This is a genomic window from Shinella sp. GW821-FHT11G07 (genome assembly GCF_058808115.1).
In genome coordinates this window covers 154,587-169,893 of record NZ_JBXARJ010000006.1, presented here as the reverse complement: position 1 = coordinate 169,893, position 15,307 = coordinate 154,587, and the positions used below count along the sequence as shown (strand labels likewise).

The window sequence follows — 15,307 nt, the reverse complement described above, 5'->3', positions numbered from 1 at the left end:
AACGCCGGCCTTTTCTTTGCCTGGTGTCTTGGCTCAGAACTCTTCCCAGTCGTCCCGGGCGAGCGCCGTGTTGCCGGCGACCTGCGGCATGGCGCGGGCCGTGCTGCGCGGTGCCTGGTAGCTTGAGCGCGGCGCCGCCTGGGTGCGAGCCGCGTGCTGCACCGGCTGGGCGCTCATGCTGGCGGCACCGGCGCGGAAGCGGGCGACGAGCGCCTTCAGCGTCTGGGCTTCGTCGTTCAGCGCCACCGAGGCAGCGGTGGTTTCCTCCACCATCGCGGCGTTCTGCTGGGTCACCTGGTCCATCTGGTTGACGGCCGAATTGATCTCCTTGAGGCCGACGGCCTGTTCGGTGGCCGAGCCGGAGATCTGGCGGATGAGGCCGTTGATCTGGATGACCTGTTCGGCGATGTTTTCCAGCGCACCACCGGCCTTGCCGACGAGATCGACCCCTTCGCGGACCTGCACCTCGGAGGTGTTGATCAGCGTCTTGATCTCCTTGGCCGCATTGGCCGAGCGTTGGGCGAGTTCGCGCACTTCCTGGGCGACGACCGCAAAGCCCTTGCCGGCGTCACCGGCACGCGCCGCTTCCACGCCGGCATTGAGCGCCAGCAGGTTGGTCTGGAAGGCGATGTCGTCGATCACGCCGATGATGTTGGAGATTTCGCGCGACGAATGTTCGATACCATGCATGGCAGCGATGGCCTTGTGCACCACTTCGCCGGACTTGCTGGCATCCTGGCTCGCCGTATCCACCGACTTGGCGGCGACGCGGGCATTCTCCGCGCTGGAATTGACCTGCGAGGTGAGCTGGTCGAGGGCAGCTGCGGTCTCTTCCAGGCTTGCAGCCTGCTGTTCGGTGCGATGCGAAAGATCGGCCGCGCCCTTGGAGATTTCGCCGGTGCCGCCGCCGATATTGCCGATCGACGTATTGACCGTCTGGATCGTCTCTTCGAGGCTGGCAATCGCCGAGTTGAAGTCGGTCTTGAGCTTGCCGTACTCGCCGGGGAAGTCGCCGGAGAGACGGAAGGTCAGGTTGCCGGAGGAAAGCTGGGCAAGACCATCACCGAGGCGTGCAACGATGTCGCGCTGGAGGGCGTTCGATTCCGCGCGCTCGGCCTCCGAACGATTACGCTCGGCCTCCGTCATCTGGCGCTGGCTGTCGGCTTCGGCTTCCAGGCGTTTCGTATCGGCGAGCTGGTGGCGGAAACCTTCGAGCGCCTTGGCGACCGAGCCGGTTTCATCCGAGCGCTGCTGGCCGGCGATCGGCTGGGTATAGACGCCGTTGCTGAGCGTCGCCACGTCGCTGACCAGGCCGGCAAGCGGCTTCTGCACGAAGAAGCGTACGGCGAGGTAAAGGCCGGCCAGCACGGCGCCGAGCACGATCAGGCCGCCGATGATCATCACATAGGTCTGGTCGTTGACCGGCGCATTGATCGCGCTGTGCGGCACGTCGACGAGAACCGCCCAGGTCGTGTTGATGTCCGGCAGGGCGAACGGATAGACGACCCGGTCAAAGGAGGCGAGTTCGTCGAATGAAAGATCCTTGATGTGGCCGACCTTGCCGGTGGCAAGTGCATCCTTGACGATCTCATGGCCCTGGCCGTCATAGTCTTTCATGAGGAGTTCGACTGTCGGTGCGACGATCCACTTGCCGGTCTGCGAGACCAGCATGACGCGGCCTTCGCCGAAGGGCTTCAGCTGGCTGAGTTTCTCGTAGAGCGTCTTCAGCGAGACGTCGACGCCGGTGACGCCGATCATCTTGCCGCCCACACTGACCGGATAGGCGATGGAGGCCATGGTCAGGCCTTCGCCGGTCGAGGTTTCGGCATAGGGTGAGCTCATGGCACCCTTGCCGCTCTTGGCAGCCAGTGCGTACCATTCCGCCTTGTAGTCGGATTCGAAGGTCGACAGCGTGATCGAGCCGTCCTTGCGCTTCGTCCAGTAGGGGTTGAACGAGCCGTCCTTGAAGGTGCCGGTTTCCAGCTGCTCCGGCGTCTCGCGCGACTTGCCGTCGAAGGCGTTCGGCTCTTCCGCAAACCAGCTGCCGAGGGCAAAGCTGTTCTTGTCGGTGTTCGCCTTGATGATGTTGACCACAGCCTTGCGGTCCAGCAGGCCGTTGGCATGTCCCTGTTCGATCACGCCGCCCATGGCGCGGGCGGCGCCTGCAAGCGCGCCGATATCGGCGGCGATATCGGATGCAATCGCCTTCGCCTCCGTGTCGGCAGCGGTATAGACGAGATCGGAGACGCGGGTCTGGGTCTCGGAGATCAGAACGGTGTTGGACGCGAGCATCACCAGGGCGATCGTGCCGCCGGTTACAGCGATGAGCTTCGTCGCGAGTGACTTGGCCTGGAACTTGAACATGAAATCCTCACGATGAGAAACGTCCGCGGCGACCGGCCGCGATAGGGCAGATTCATTTGCGGGATCTCCATCATGGAGGGCGGGGCGCGCGACCAGCGCCAGAGACGGCCCGGCCCTGAACAGGCCGGTGTCTGAGATTTCAGTAACCGATAAAATATTAATAAAGAACCAAGTTTTGCGGCGACATATCAGTCTCAACAGACTGAATTATCAGGCATCGCAAGCAAAGCGACGCCTGATATGCCATTTGCGAAACGGCGGCTGGTCGCTGCTGTGTCGCGTTCTAGACCTTGGCGTCGACAGCGGCAGCGAAGGGGATGGAGGGCTGGGCGCCCGGCTTGAGGCAGGCGAGGGAGCCCGCGACCGCCGCACGGCGCAACGCCTCCTTGAAACCGAGCCCGGCATCGAGCGAGGCGGCAAGGTAGCCGCAGAACGTGTCACCGGCACCGACCGTATCGACCGGTTCGATGGCAAGGCCCGCCGCGCGAAAAATATCATTCTTGCGGATGGCGATGACGCCGTCGGCGCCGAGCGTCACGATGATTGTCTGGCCGCTTTCGGCATGCAGCGCGCGCATGGTCGCCTCGCGCGCCTCATCGGAGAGTTCCCCCTTGCCGACGAAAAGGTCGAATTCCGTCTCGTTGGCAACGAGAATATCCGCCATCGCGCCGAGGCGCTTCGCATCGGCGCCGAAGGGCGCGATGTTGATGATCGAGGTGACGCCCTTCTGCTTTGCGCTGACAAGGGCCGCCTCGATGGCGGCGTTGGGGATTTCGAACTGCAGCATCAGATAGTCGCCGCGCGACATAGCGCCAACGGTGCGCTTGGCGTCCTCATCCGTGACCGTGCCATTAGCGCCGGGCACGACGACGATGACATTTTCGCCATCGTCGGCAACGAGGATATGCGCGGTGCCGGTCGCTTCGGCTGCGGAGCGCACGGAGTTGAGGTCGACGGCGGCATCGGCAAGCAGCGCCAGCGCCTGGCTCGCCAGCCGGTCATCGCCGACGGCACCCGCCATGCGAACCATGGAGCCTGCGCGCCGCGCCGCGAGCGCCTGGTTGGCGCCCTTGCCGCCGGCGGCCGTGGTGAAGCTGCTGCCGACCACGGTTTCACCCGGCTTCGGCAGGCGGTCTGGCGTGGCGATGAGGTCCATGTTGATGGAGCCGAAGACGGTGATCATGAGAGTGCCCCTTGTCGTTTCCGCCGGACACTGCCCGAGGCGGTCAGTCTTCGTCAACTACTCTCAGGCGTAACGGCCCGCTTCGGCTCTCGACAGCCTTCTCCAATGGCTCGGAAGGGGCTGTAACCGTCTCGAATTCCATGTCGCCGATGCGCGCGCCGCGCCGTGTCAGCTTCTCCGTAGAGGTGAGAATCAGGTCGACATCCTTCTGCGCGGACGTGAAGTGACCATGCAGTTTTCGCACCCGGTCGTCGAGCCGCGTCAAATCGTCCATCAGGCGCGCGACCTCGCCCTGGATGACATGGGCCTGCTCGCGCATGCGCTGGTCTTTTAGTAGCGCCTGCAGCACCTGCACGGAGAGCATCAACAGCGAAGGCGAGACGATGACGATGCGGGCCCGGTGCGCGCGCTGCACGACGGCCTCGAAATGTTCGTGGATGCTGGCGAAGATCGATTCCGACGGCACGAAGAGGAAGGCGGTGTCCTGCGTCTCGCCGGCAACCAGGTATTTTTCGGCGATATCGCGGATATGGGTTTCCATGTCGCGGCGGAATTGCTGGGCGGCAACCTTAGCGGCCTCCGGCGGTCGCCCGTCCGACATGGCGTTCCAGGCCTCCAGCGGGAACTTGGCGTCGACCACCAGCGGCGGCTGGCCGTTCGGCATGCGGATGGTGCAGTCGGGGCGCACGCCACTGGAAAGCTGCGCCTGGAACTGGTAGGCGCCGTGCGGCAGCGCGTCGGCGATGATCGTCTCCATGCGTGATTGCCCGAAGGCGCCGCGCGTCTGCTTGTTGGAAAGGATCGCCTGGAGGCCGACGACATCCTTCGCCAGCGACTGGATGTTGGTCTGTGCCGTGTCGATGACGGCGAGCCTCTCCTGCAGGCGCCGCAGGTTTTCATGCGTCGAGCGTGTCTGCTCGGAGATCGACTGGCCAAGCCGCTGCGTCAGCCCGTCGAGACGCGTATTGAGCGCCTGGTTCGTTTCGGATTGTTTGCTGCCGAACACTTCTGCCATGGCGGCGACGCGGCCCTGCATCTCGGTTTGTGCCTTCAGGAGTTCGGCGAAGTGCAGCTCCGCCACCCTGCCTGCTTCCTGCTGGCGGGCCTGGCTGCGGCGGGCCGAGATGAGGCTGTAGACGGCCAGGAAAACCGCGGCAAGCAGCACCAGCGCGGGGCCGGGGCCGCCCAGTCGGGCAAGGAGAGAGGCGAGCAGGGCATCGAAGGTCGGGTCGATCATGCCGCGACCATATCACGGTTTGCGGCGGAAACTAGATCATAACGTGAACAAATCACCGGCCAGGGTGGTATGTTCGCAGCCAAATCCGATTGAAAGCGCAAAAAAACCGCGCTAAGGAGGCGCATGACCATCAAGCCGCTGATTATCCTTCCCGATCCGATCCTCCGCGAGGTCTCGAAGCCTATCGAGACCATCGACAGCGAGGTGAAGAAGCTCGCCGACGACATGCTGGAAACCATGTACGATGCGCCAGGCATCGGGCTTGCCGCCATCCAGATTGGCGTCGCGCGCCGCATGCTCGTTCTGGACGTCTCGAAGGACGGCGAAGACAAGACACCGCTCGTCTTCATCAATCCGGAAGTCGTCTCCGCGTCGGATGCGCGCTCGGTCTATGAGGAAGGCTGCCTGTCGATCCCGGATTATTATGCAGAAGTCGAACGTCCCGCCATCATCACGGTGAAGCACCTCGACCGTGACGGCAAGGAACAGCTGACGCAGGCCGAAGGCCTGCTCGCGACCTGCCTGCAGCACGAGATCGACCACCTCAACGGCGTGCTGTTCATCGACCATATTTCCAAGCTGAAGCGCGAGATGGTGATCCGCAAGTTCACCAAGGCGGCCAAGATGCGCGGCAGCAAGGCGCTCTGAGCGGGCAACGTCCGCTTCCATTCCTCTTACGGAGGCTGACCGATGGCCCTTCGCATCATCTTCATGGGCACGCCGGATTTCTCCGTCCCGACGCTGGCGGCGCTTGCCGAGGCCGGTCACGAGATCGTCGCCGTCTATTCGCAACCGCCGCGCCCGGCCGGCCGCCGCGGCCTCGAACTGGTGAAATCACCAGTACACCAGAAAGCCGAGCAGCTCGGCATTCCCGCCTTCACGCCGGTCAATTTTCGTGAAGAGGCCGATCGTGACGCCTTCCGTGCGCTGAAGGCGGATGTGGCCGTCGTCGTCGCCTATGGCCTGCTTCTGCCGGAGGCCATCCTCGCCGGCACGCGGCTCGGATGCTACAATGGGCATGCCTCGCTTTTGCCGCGCTGGCGCGGTGCGGCCCCCATCCAGCGGGCGATCATGGCGGGCGACACGGAAACCGGCATGATGGTCATGAAGATGGACAAGGGCCTCGATACCGGCCCCGTCGCGCTGACCGCCCGCGTAGCGATCGGCGAGACCATGACCGCCGGCGAGTTGCATGATGCATTGATGCAGGCGGGCGGTGCGCTGATGGTGGAGGCCATGGCGATGCTCGAAGCCGGCGACCTGCCGTTGACGGAGCAGGCGCAAGAGGGCGTGCTCTATGCCGCGAAGATCGACAAGGCAGAGACACGCATTGACTTCTCCCGCCCGGCCACGGACGTGCACAACCATGTCCGCGGCCTCTCGCCGTTTCCCGGCGCCTGGTTCGAGCTTTCGATCGCCGGCAAGCCGGAACGGGTGAAGGTGCTGGCAAGCGAGCGGGCGGACGAGGCCTCGACCGAGCCTGCCGGCACGGTTCTCGACGATCGGCTGGCGATCGCCTGCGGCAATAGCGGCGCGGTGCGGTTCACGCGGCTGCAGAAGGCCGGTGGCAAGTCGCTTGATGCGGCCGATTTCCTGCGCGGCACGCCGGTCGCGGTCGGCCAGGTCATCGCCTGATGCCACGCTACCGCCTCCTGATCGAATATGACGGTACGCCCTATGTCGGCTGGCAGCGGCAGACGAACGGTCATTCCGTACAGGGCGCCATCGAAGCGGCGATCTTCTCGCTGACCGGCGAGACCGTCTCCGTCAATGGCGCGGGACGCACGGATTCCGGTGTCCATGCCATGGGGCAGGTCGCCCATACCGACCTTTCACGTGCGTGGCCGGAGCATACGCTGAGAAATGCCCTCAACGCGTATCTGGGCACGGCCCGCGAGCGGGTGGTGATCCTCGATGCCGCGGTAGTGCCGGATGATTTCAACGCCCGCTTCTCGGCCGTCAAGCGGCACTATATGTACCGCATCATCTCACGGCGCGCACCGTTGGCGCTGGAGGCGAACCGGGCATGGTTCGTCACCAGGGAACTCGACCATGCGGCCATGCATGCGGCCGGGCAGATGCTGGTCGGACGGCACGACTTCACCACCTTCCGCGCGGTCAAATGTCAGGCGAACAGTCCGGTGCGCACCATCGATCGGCTGGAGGTGACGCGTAGCGGCGACCTCATCGAGATGCGTGTCTCGGCGCAGAGTTTCCTGCACAACCAGATCCGCTCCTTTGCCGGCACGCTGAAGCTGGTGGGGGAAGGCAAGTGGACGGTTGAAGACGTGCAAGCCGCGCTTGAAGCGCGCGATCGCAAGGCCTGCGGCCCGGTGGCGCCGCCGGACGGGCTTTATTTCATGGCGGTCGACTACTAGAGCAATTCCGGTTCACCGGAATTGCTCTCGATTCTTGTTTTTCCCGCATTATCCGACGCCAAAGCGATGCCGCTTCGGCTGGAAATGCTTTAAGCGCCCAGAATCGCGAAATGCAAAAAGAGCATCAAGCCGGCAGCGTGCCGAGGATGCGCTGCAATTCCTGTCCGACGATCATCGGCGGCAGCACGAAGATCGCCGTCATGGCCGCGGCCAGAAGCGTCTGCTTACCGACGCACATCCAGACGAGGCGGAACTGTAGCACGACGCTCGCGCCGAACACGGCATAGAGCAGAAGACCGGCAAAGGGCGCGCTTGTCGGCAAGACGAGCGTCAGCGCGAAGGGAACCGCCGCTGCATAGGAGAACGGCACGGCAACCCAGTTGCTCGCCGTCACCACGGTCGCGAGATACTTGCCATAGCCGAGCGGGCGCGCCAGCGCGACAAGCAGCACCAACGGCAGCAGCCAGCCGGTCACGTCGATCACCAGGAGCTTGACGAAGAAGGCGATGCCCGCCGGTGTATCCGCCGGCATGCTGCTGAGATAATAGAGCCGCCAGGACGCCCAGATGACGGCGAAGGCCGGCAGGCACCAGACGAAGGCCCAGAACGAGCGGACAAGCCCGCGCAGCGTCAAATCCAGCCAGCCGAACCCTTCCTGCTTTTGCCGGAGCAGCAGGAAGACACCGGTCAGGTAGTAGAGGACCTCATCAAGCCTGGGCATCGCCGAACCAGCGTTCGATGAAGGTCTGGTAGATCACCGTGAGCGTTTCGAGGTCAGCGACCGCCACCCGCTCGTCCACCATGTGCATGGTCTGGCCGACAAGGCCGAATTCCACCACTGGGCAATAATCCTTGATGAAACGTGCGTCCGACGTGCCGCCGGTCGTCGACAGTTTTGACGCCCGGCCGGTGACGGCCTCGATGGCGCCCGACAGCGAGGCGATCAGGTTGTTGTTGCGCGTCAGGAAGACATGGCTCGGCCGCTCGGCCCATTTGATGTCGTAGCGGAGGGCCGCGCGGCCGGGCCGCAGCTTCTCGTCGGCAGCGGCCTCATCGAGCCGGCGCACGATCTCGGCCATCACGGTCTCGGCCGTCCATGTATCGTTGAAGCGGATGTTGAAGGCGGCGCGGGCTTCGGCGGGCACGACATTGGTGGCAGGATTGCCGACGTCGATCGTCGTCACTTCCAGGTTCGACGGCTGGAAGCTTTCCGTGCCGGTATCGAAGGGCGGATGCATCAGCGCATCGGTCAGCGCAATGATCCCGCGCACGGCATTGTCGGCAAGGTGCGGATAGGCCGCATGGCCCTGCACGCCGTGCACCGTGATGGCCCCGGAAACGGAGCCGCGCCGGCCGATCTTGATCATGTCGCCGAGCTGGTCCGGGTTGGTCGGCTCGCCGACGAGGCAGGCATCCCAGCGTTCGCCGCGCTCGGCTGCCCATTGCAGCAGCTTGATCGTGCCGTTGACGGCCGGGCCTTCCTCGTCGCCGGTGATCAGGAAGGAGATGGAGCCTTTCGGCGGACCGTTCTTTGCGATCTGGCGCGCAACGGCCGCGACGAAGCAGGCAATGCCGCCCTTCATGTCGACAGCGCCGCGGCCGAACATCTCGCCATTGGCAATCTCGGCGCCGAAGGGCGCATGCGTCCAGGCAGCCTCGTTGCCGACGGGCACGACATCCGTATGGCCGGCAAACATCAGGTGCGGACCCTCCGTGCCGATGCGGGCATAGAGATTTTCGATATCCGGCATGCCGGGCTCGCTGGCCGTCACGCGCTCCACCGTGAACCCGAGCGGATCGAGCATGGCGACAAGTGCGGTCAGCGCGCCACCTTCGGCCGGCGTCACGGAGGGGCAGCGGATGAGCGTTGTGAGATTTTCGATCGGATCGGCAGAGGTCATAAGCATGCGGTCACTGCGACGAGAGGGAGGTATGGAATCGAGGTTTAGCCGATCGCCCGGGGCCTGTCACGAGCGGCGCGTGGCCGCGGCCCTCAGTCTTTCGGGCGATTGGGCAACTCGCCATATTGGTTCGGGCCGTTCGTTCCCGGCCAGACCAGGAAGACGATCAGTGCGAAGAAGGAAATGGCCGGCACGAAGAGACAGATGATCAGCGGCACAGGCAGGTTCATGTCGTGCAGCCGCTTCACCGTCAGCAGGACGGAGGAAACGGTGGAGACGATGGCCACGCCGACGAAAACGAAGGACCAGAGGAGGAAGGACGGATCCTCCTTCGGCACGATGAGGATGCGGGTGAGTGCCGCCGAAAGCAGCATCAGCCAGAAGGCCCAGCCGAGCGCGAAGGGCACGCGGCTCAGCCGGCCGGACCAGCCGAAGAAGAACCAGGTGAGGTTTGGCCTCTGCTCTTCCACGGCTGTCATGGCTTAGTCTCGCAACAGTTCGTTGATGCCGGTCTTGGAGCGCGTCTGCGCATCGACGCGCTTGACGATGACCGCGCAGTAGAGGCCGGGGGCCGGCAGGCCGTTCGGCATGGTCTTGTCGGAAGGCATGGAGCCGGCGACGACGACGGAATAGGGCGGCACTTCGCCATAGGTCACTTCGCCGGTCGCGCGGTCGACGATTTTGGTCGACTTGCCGATGAAGACGCCCATGCCGAGCACGGAGCCTTCACGCACGATGCAGCCTTCGACGACTTCCGAGCGGGCGCCGATGAAGCAATTGTCCTCGATGATCGTCGGGCCGGCCTGCATCGGCTCCAGCACGCCGCCAATGCCGACGCCGCCGGAGAGATGCACATGCTTGCCGATCTGCGCACAGGAGCCGACCGTCGCCCAGGTATCGACCATTGTGCCTTCGCCGACATAGGCGCCGAGATTGACGAAGGAGGGCATCAGGATGGCGTTCGGGGCGATATAGGCCGAACGGCGCACAATGCAGTTCGGCACGGCGCGGAAGCCGGCCTTTTCGAATTCGTTGACGCTCCAGCCATCGAACTTGGAGGGCACCTTGTCCCACCAGGCGGATTCGCCCGGGCCACCCTTGATGATTTCCATCGGGTTGAGGCGGAAGGAGAGCAGCACGGCCTTCTTCAGCCACTGGTTCACCGTCCAGTTACCGTCTTCGCCGCGTTCGGCGACGCGCACCTTGCCGGTGTCGAGCAGGTTCAGCGATGTCTCGACCGCATCGCGGATTTCGCCGCGCGTGGAGGTCGAGATGCTGTCCCGTTCCTCGAAGGCGCGGTCGATGGTTGCGGAAAGGGCGGACAGGTTGGACGTGTTCATCGGAATTCCTTAAACTTCGACGCTTATTTTCGATGGTCGGGATGCCGGAAGGTCGATTTCATCAATCAGCAAAATGCTCTAGAGCAAGTGCCGGGAAAGATGAAGCCCCTTTCCGGCAGATACTGTCGCACGGGCGAAATGGTAATCCCGTGAGACTTGAAAGCAGGAAGTGACATGGCAAGACTGAAGAAGAAGAGCCTGCGCCGCAAGGATGGCGTATGGGACCCGTTGGCCGACAGCGCGCAGGACAAGCACCGCGCCGCCGTGGTGCCGCAGACGCCGCAATCGGCACACCCCGCCTATCGCCTGGCCTATGTCGACGACGATTTCCTCTGCCGTGAAGAGCTGCGCCCGGTGCGCCTCCAGCTCGAACTCTTGAAGGTCGAGATGATGCTCGCCGAGCGCGGCATCAAGTCGACCGTCGTCATGTTCGGCGGCGCGCGCATTCCAGCTCCCGGCATGGACGCCTGGGCGGCGCGCAATGAGACGCAGCGTGCCAATCTCGAAGCGGCCTCGGTCTACTACGAGGAAGCGCGGAAATTCGCGCGCATGTGCTCCGAGCGGTCCGCCGAACTCGACTACAAGGAATATGTCGTCGTCACCGGTGGTGGCCCGGGCGTGATGGAAGCGGGCAACCGCGGGGCGGCCGATGTCGGCGCGCCGTCGATCGGCCTCAACATCGTGCTGCCGCATGAGCAGGCGCCGAACCCCTATGTCACGCCGGAGCTGAGCTTCAACTTCCACTATTTCGCGATCCGCAAGATGCACTTCCTGCTGCGCGCCAAGGCCGTCACGGTGTTCCCGGGCGGCTTCGGCACGCTGGACGAGCTGTTCGAGACGGTGACGCTGATGCAGACCGGGCGCATGGCACTGGTGCCGCTCATCCTGTTCGGCAAGGCCTTCTGGCACAAGATCATCGATTTCGACGCCCTCGCCGCCTTCGGCACGATCGCGCCGGGGGATGTCGAGCTGATGCAGTTCGTCGAGACCGCGGACGAGGCCTGGGACATTATCGTGAAGTTTTATGAGACGATGGAAGCGGAAAATGCTGCCGCCGCTGTGGCGCACGGCTGAGGCGACACTGCGTCGGCGAAACCATCAAAAAAACGCCCCGGCGAACCGGGGCGTTTCAGTCGGACGTGCTGCTAGGAATACTTACTTCTTGTGGCGCTTGCCGACCTCGTCGGTGGTGATGAAGCCATCGCCGTTGCTGTCGCGCTGCTTGAACATCGCGGCGGCGGCGGTTTCCATTTCTGCCTTGGTCAGCGTGCCGTTCTTGTCGGCGTCTGCCCGCTCGAACATGCGGGTACCCATGCGGTCCATACGCGCATCGCGCAGCGCCTCACGGGCGGCCTCTCTGGCTTCGCCATCAGTCGCCTTCACCTCGCGGAACGCCTTGCGGGCGTCACGGAAGGCGTCGCGCTTGGCATCGACTTCCGCCTTCGTCACCTCGCCATTCTTGTCCGCGTCGAAGCGCTGGAAGGTTGCGGCGGCCTGAGCCAGCATTTCGTCCTTCGAGACCTTGCCATCCTTGTTGGTGTCGAGGCGCTCCAGCATGCGTTCGGCGCGTTCTTCGCCACCCTTGCCGTGGTGGCCCTTGCCCTTCATCGGGCGGGCATCCGCCGTGTCGATGGCGCCGTCGTTGTTGCTGTCGTGGCGCGCAAAAATCTTCTCCGCCGAGGCGAGCACTTCGGCTTCCGAAAGCGTGCCGTTCTTGTCCGTATCGGTACGGTCGAACATCTTACCGGCACCCGGCAGCATGAAGGGGCCGGCCGCCTGGAGCGCTTCGCGCGCGGCGTCCTTATCGGCATCGGCCGCATTGCGAACAGCCTTGCGGGCATCCTTGAAGGCGTCACGGCGCGCCTTGATCTCGTCCTTCGTCACCTGGCCGTTGCCATCGGCGTCGAAGGTCTTGAAGGTCGCGGAGATATTGGTCTTGAACTCGTCGAGCGAGACCTTGCCGTCCTTGTCGGCATCGAGGCGCTCGATCATCGCAGCACCACGCTCGCCATGTTTGCCCTCGCCCTTGGCGGCGAAAGCGGGGGCGGCAATACCCGAAAGAAGAAGGCTGGCTGCTACGGCGCCGAGAAGAGGGTCTTTTCTAGCCATGGTCGTTTCCTTGTATCCATCTTGTCCCTGAGGGCAGGATAGGGAGAACGCCGGCTTTCACCAGTTACAAATTGGTAATTTAACCTTTTGACAAGAAACGGTTTTTTCCGTGTCAGGATTGTGTTCGGCTAGAGCAGGGCGTTGAGGAAGCCGACAAGATCCGACGTCATGTAGTCGATATGCTTGTCATCGTCCGTCCGCTTTTCCCAGGCGTCGACGAATTCGTGGCCTTCGTCGCGGGGAACAAGCAGCACCGTCTTCATGCCGAGTGTTTTGGGCACGAGAAGATTGCGCGGCAGGTCCTCGAACATCACGGCATGGCCCGTATCCACCCGGTGCAGCGCCATGAACTTGTCATAGGTCGCACCCGCCGGCTTCGGTACATATTCCGCCGCGACGATATCGAAGACGTCGTCGAAATGGTGGAAGATACCGAGCGCCTTGGCGGCCATCTCGGCATGTTTCACGCTGCCATTGGTGAAGATGAACTTGCGGCCGGGCAAAGCCTGGATCGCATCGCCGAGCGAGAGGTCGGGCGACAGCACGTCGTAATTGATGGCGTGCGCTTTTTCGAGGAAATCGGCCGGATCGATCTTGTGGTGGATCATCAGCCCGTTCAGCGTCGTGCCGTGATCGTAATAATACTGCTTCTGCAAGGTCCGCGCGTCCTCGCGCGAGAGACCCAGCAGCGCCGAGACATAAGCCGTCATGTTCTTGTCGATCTGGGCGAAGAGATCGATGTGATGCGGATAGAGCGTGTTGTCGAGGTCGAAGACCCAGTCACGCACATTTGCGAAATCGGCTTTGTTCGGAAGATCGGTCATGGAGCGTCTTATGACATGGCCGATTGCCGAGGGAAATGGAATTTTCAGCGCACGTCTTTGCGGACGATGGATTTGACCTGGCCCGCATGCTAGCGGCAGGACATGGAACTCTGGATCCCCATCACCATTGCCGCCGCCTTCATGCAAAACCTGCGCTCGGCCCTGCAAAAGCATCTGCAGGGCAAGCTCGGCACGCGCGGTGCGAGCTTCGTGCGCTTCGGCTACGGCTTTCCGCTGGCGATCCTCTATGTGGTGGTCCTGCACTGGCTCGTCGGCCTTCCCTTTCCGACGTTTAACGGCGCCTTTGCCTTCTGGGCGGTGATCGGCGGTCTCGCGCAGATCTATGCGACCATGCTGCTGGTCTACCTGTTCTCGCTTCGGAATTTCGCGGTCGGCACCGCCTATTCCAAGACGGAACCGGTGCAGGCGGCGATCTTCGGCTTCGTGCTGCTCGGCGAACGCATCACTTTCGGCGCCGTCATCGCCATCATCGTCGGCGTCATCGGGGTGATGCTGATTTCGGTCGCCCGCGCACCGCTCTCGTGGCGCAACACGTTCGCTGCGCTGACCAGCCGCACCGCCCTGATCGGCATCGCGTCGGGTGCCGTCTTCGGCGTTTCGGCAGTCGCCTATCGCAGTGCGTCGCTGTCGCTCGATGGCCCCGGCCCGATCATGAACGCCGCCGTCACGCTGGCCTGCGTCACCACCTTCCAGACGGCTTTCATGCTGGTCTGGATGCTGTGGAAGGACAAGAACGAAATCGTGCAGGTGCTGAAAAGCTGGCGGTCGTCATCGCTGGTGGGCATTGCCGGCGTGTTGGGCTCCGCCTGCTGGTTCACCGCCATGAGCCTCCAGCAGGTCGCTTATGTGCGCGCACTCGGCCAGATCGAACTGGTCTTCACCTTCATGGCCTCCTACTTCCTCTTCCACGAGCGGGTGAACCGCACGGAAGTGGCGGGATGCCTGCTCATCGTCTGCGGAATCTTGGGCCTGCTGTTCTGGTAGCGGAGCCGGCGGCCGAGACCGCCGGCGAGAGCATCAGGGCACGATCAGCGTGCCCGCGCCGTGCTCCGTAAAGATTTCGAGCAGGACGGAGTGCGCGGTCTTGCCATTGAGGATGACGACGCCCTGCACGCCGGCCTTGATGGCGTCGATGCAGGTCTCGACCTTGGGGATCATGCCGCCGGAGATCGTGCCGTCCTTGATGAGTTCGCGGGCCTGCGCGACCGAAAGCTCCTTGATGAGCTGACCGTCCTTGTCGAGCACGCCCGGTACGTCGGTGAGGAACAGCAGGCGCGTGGCGTTCAGGGCGCCGGCGATGGCACCCGCAAAGGTGTCGGCATTGATGTTGTATGTATGGCCGTCACGACCCGGTGCCACCGGCGCGATGACCGGGATCATCTCGGATTTGGCGAGCAGGTCGATCAGTGTGCGGTCGACCTCGACCACTTCGCCGACGAAGCCGAGATCGAGGATACGCTCGATATTGCTGTCCGGGTCGACGACGGTCTTCTTGGCCTTTTCGGCAAAGACCATGTTGCCGTCCTTGCCGCACAGCCCGATCGCCCATTCGCCGGTCTGGTTGATGAGCGCGACGATTTCCTTGTTGATCGAGCCGGCCAGCACCATCTCGACGATCTCGACCGTCTTCTGGTCGGTGACGCGAAGGCCGCCTTCGAATTTCGATTCGATGCCCATCTTGGTCAGCATGGCGCCGATCTGCGGGCCGCCGCCGTGCACGACGATCGGATTGACGCCCGACTGCTTGAGCAGCGCGACGTCGCTTGCAAAGGCCTTGCCGAGTTCCGCATTGCCCATGGCGTGGCCGCCATATTTCACCACGATGGTCTTGTTCTCATAGCGCTGCATGTAGGGCAGGGCCTGGGCGAGAAGGCGGGCTTGGGTTTCGCTTTCGGATAGGGACATGGCGGCCTCTTGGGACTTTGGTGGCGGCCTGTTTAACGCATGTTT

The 15,307-nt window shown here is 63.4% G+C and carries 15 protein-coding genes; 5 read left to right on the top strand and 10 right to left on the bottom strand.

The annotated features are described in order from the left end of the window. Positions 1 to 33 precede the first annotated feature (33 nt). From AC1RT2_RS13790 to AC1RT2_RS13780, 3 genes are all read right to left on the bottom strand, one after another. The gene (locus AC1RT2_RS13790) at positions 34 to 2,364 is read right to left on the bottom strand and encodes a methyl-accepting chemotaxis protein (protein ID WP_493102634.1); all 2,331 of its coding nucleotides are present in this window, start codon (positions 2,362 to 2,364) and stop codon (positions 34 to 36) included. A gap of 283 nt (positions 2,365 to 2,647) precedes the next feature. Next, positions 2,648 to 3,547 carry a ribokinase gene (locus AC1RT2_RS13785; RefSeq protein ID WP_069060174.1) on the bottom strand — a complete coding sequence of 300 codons (900 nt, stop codon included), beginning with the start codon at positions 3,545 to 3,547 and terminating at the stop codon, positions 2,648 to 2,650. A 43-nt stretch (positions 3,548 to 3,590) separates the two neighbouring features. Further along, positions 3,591 to 4,784 carry a DNA recombination protein RmuC gene (locus AC1RT2_RS13780; protein ID WP_493102631.1) on the bottom strand — a complete coding sequence of 398 codons (1,194 nt, stop codon included), beginning with the start codon at positions 4,782 to 4,784 and terminating at the stop codon, positions 3,591 to 3,593. A 123-nt stretch (positions 4,785 to 4,907) separates the two neighbouring features. On the opposite strand from AC1RT2_RS13780, the gene def reads away from it, so the two are divergent. The 3 genes from def to truA are packed head-to-tail and all read left to right on the top strand — an operon-like array spanning position 4,908 to position 7,162. Next, positions 4,908 to 5,432: a peptide deformylase gene (def, locus tag AC1RT2_RS13775; protein WP_069060172.1), complete on the top strand. Its 525-nt coding sequence runs from the start codon at positions 4,908 to 4,910 to the stop codon at positions 5,430 to 5,432. A 42-nt stretch (positions 5,433 to 5,474) separates the two neighbouring features. Further along, positions 5,475 to 6,419, top strand: coding sequence for a methionyl-tRNA formyltransferase (fmt, locus tag AC1RT2_RS13770; protein WP_493102629.1), 945 nt, complete (start codon positions 5,475 to 5,477; stop codon positions 6,417 to 6,419). Then, on the top strand, positions 6,419 to 7,162 hold the full coding sequence (truA, locus tag AC1RT2_RS13765; RefSeq protein WP_493102627.1) for a tRNA pseudouridine(38-40) synthase TruA: 744 nt from the start codon (positions 6,419 to 6,421) through the stop codon (positions 7,160 to 7,162). Before fmt ends, truA begins: the two co-directional genes overlap by 1 nt. A 124-nt stretch (positions 7,163 to 7,286) precedes the next feature. Here truA and AC1RT2_RS13760 read toward each other — a convergent pair whose 3' ends face one another. From AC1RT2_RS13760 to dapD, 4 genes are all read right to left on the bottom strand, one after another. Then, positions 7,287 to 7,883, bottom strand: a complete 597-nt coding sequence (locus tag AC1RT2_RS13760; RefSeq protein ID WP_493102625.1) for a hypothetical protein — start codon at positions 7,881 to 7,883, stop codon at positions 7,287 to 7,289. Then, entirely contained in the window at positions 7,870 to 9,063 is a 1,194-nt protein-coding gene (gene dapE / locus AC1RT2_RS13755; RefSeq protein ID WP_493102929.1) for a succinyl-diaminopimelate desuccinylase, read from the bottom strand. Before dapE ends, AC1RT2_RS13760 begins: the two co-directional genes overlap by 14 nt. Positions 9,064 to 9,155: 92 nt before the next feature. Then, the gene (locus AC1RT2_RS13750; RefSeq protein ID WP_069060168.1) at positions 9,156 to 9,542 is read right to left on the bottom strand and encodes a DUF805 domain-containing protein; all 387 of its coding nucleotides are present in this window, start codon (positions 9,540 to 9,542) and stop codon (positions 9,156 to 9,158) included. A gap of 3 nt (positions 9,543 to 9,545) precedes the next feature. Continuing rightward, on the bottom strand, positions 9,546 to 10,403 hold the full coding sequence (gene dapD, locus AC1RT2_RS13745; RefSeq protein ID WP_493102622.1) for a 2,3,4,5-tetrahydropyridine-2,6-dicarboxylate N-succinyltransferase: 858 nt from the start codon (positions 10,401 to 10,403) through the stop codon (positions 9,546 to 9,548). A 174-nt stretch (positions 10,404 to 10,577) separates the two neighbouring features. Here dapD and AC1RT2_RS13740 point away from each other — a divergent pair, with 174 nt between their 5' ends. Then, on the top strand, positions 10,578 to 11,477 hold the full coding sequence (locus AC1RT2_RS13740) for an LOG family protein (RefSeq protein ID WP_493102620.1): 900 nt from the start codon (positions 10,578 to 10,580) through the stop codon (positions 11,475 to 11,477). 81 nt (positions 11,478 to 11,558) lie between these two features. Here the strand turns inward: AC1RT2_RS13740 and AC1RT2_RS13735 are convergent, their stop codons facing one another. Both AC1RT2_RS13735 and AC1RT2_RS13730 read right to left on the bottom strand, forming a co-directional pair. Next, positions 11,559 to 12,512, bottom strand: coding sequence for an EF-hand domain-containing protein (locus AC1RT2_RS13735; protein ID WP_493102618.1), 954 nt, complete (start codon positions 12,510 to 12,512; stop codon positions 11,559 to 11,561). A gap of 128 nt (positions 12,513 to 12,640) precedes the next feature. Then, the gene (locus AC1RT2_RS13730; RefSeq protein WP_069060164.1) at positions 12,641 to 13,336 is read right to left on the bottom strand and encodes a pyrimidine 5'-nucleotidase; all 696 of its coding nucleotides are present in this window, start codon (positions 13,334 to 13,336) and stop codon (positions 12,641 to 12,643) included. Positions 13,337 to 13,438: 102 nt separating this feature from the next. On the opposite strand from AC1RT2_RS13730, the gene AC1RT2_RS13725 reads away from it, so the two are divergent. Then, entirely contained in the window at positions 13,439 to 14,341 is a 903-nt protein-coding gene (locus AC1RT2_RS13725; RefSeq protein WP_493102616.1) for a DMT family transporter, read from the top strand. A gap of 33 nt (positions 14,342 to 14,374) precedes the next feature. Here AC1RT2_RS13725 and argB read toward each other — a convergent pair whose 3' ends face one another. Continuing rightward, entirely contained in the window at positions 14,375 to 15,262 is an 888-nt protein-coding gene (gene argB / locus AC1RT2_RS13720) for an acetylglutamate kinase (RefSeq protein ID WP_069060162.1), read from the bottom strand. Positions 15,263 to 15,307 lie beyond the last annotated feature (45 nt).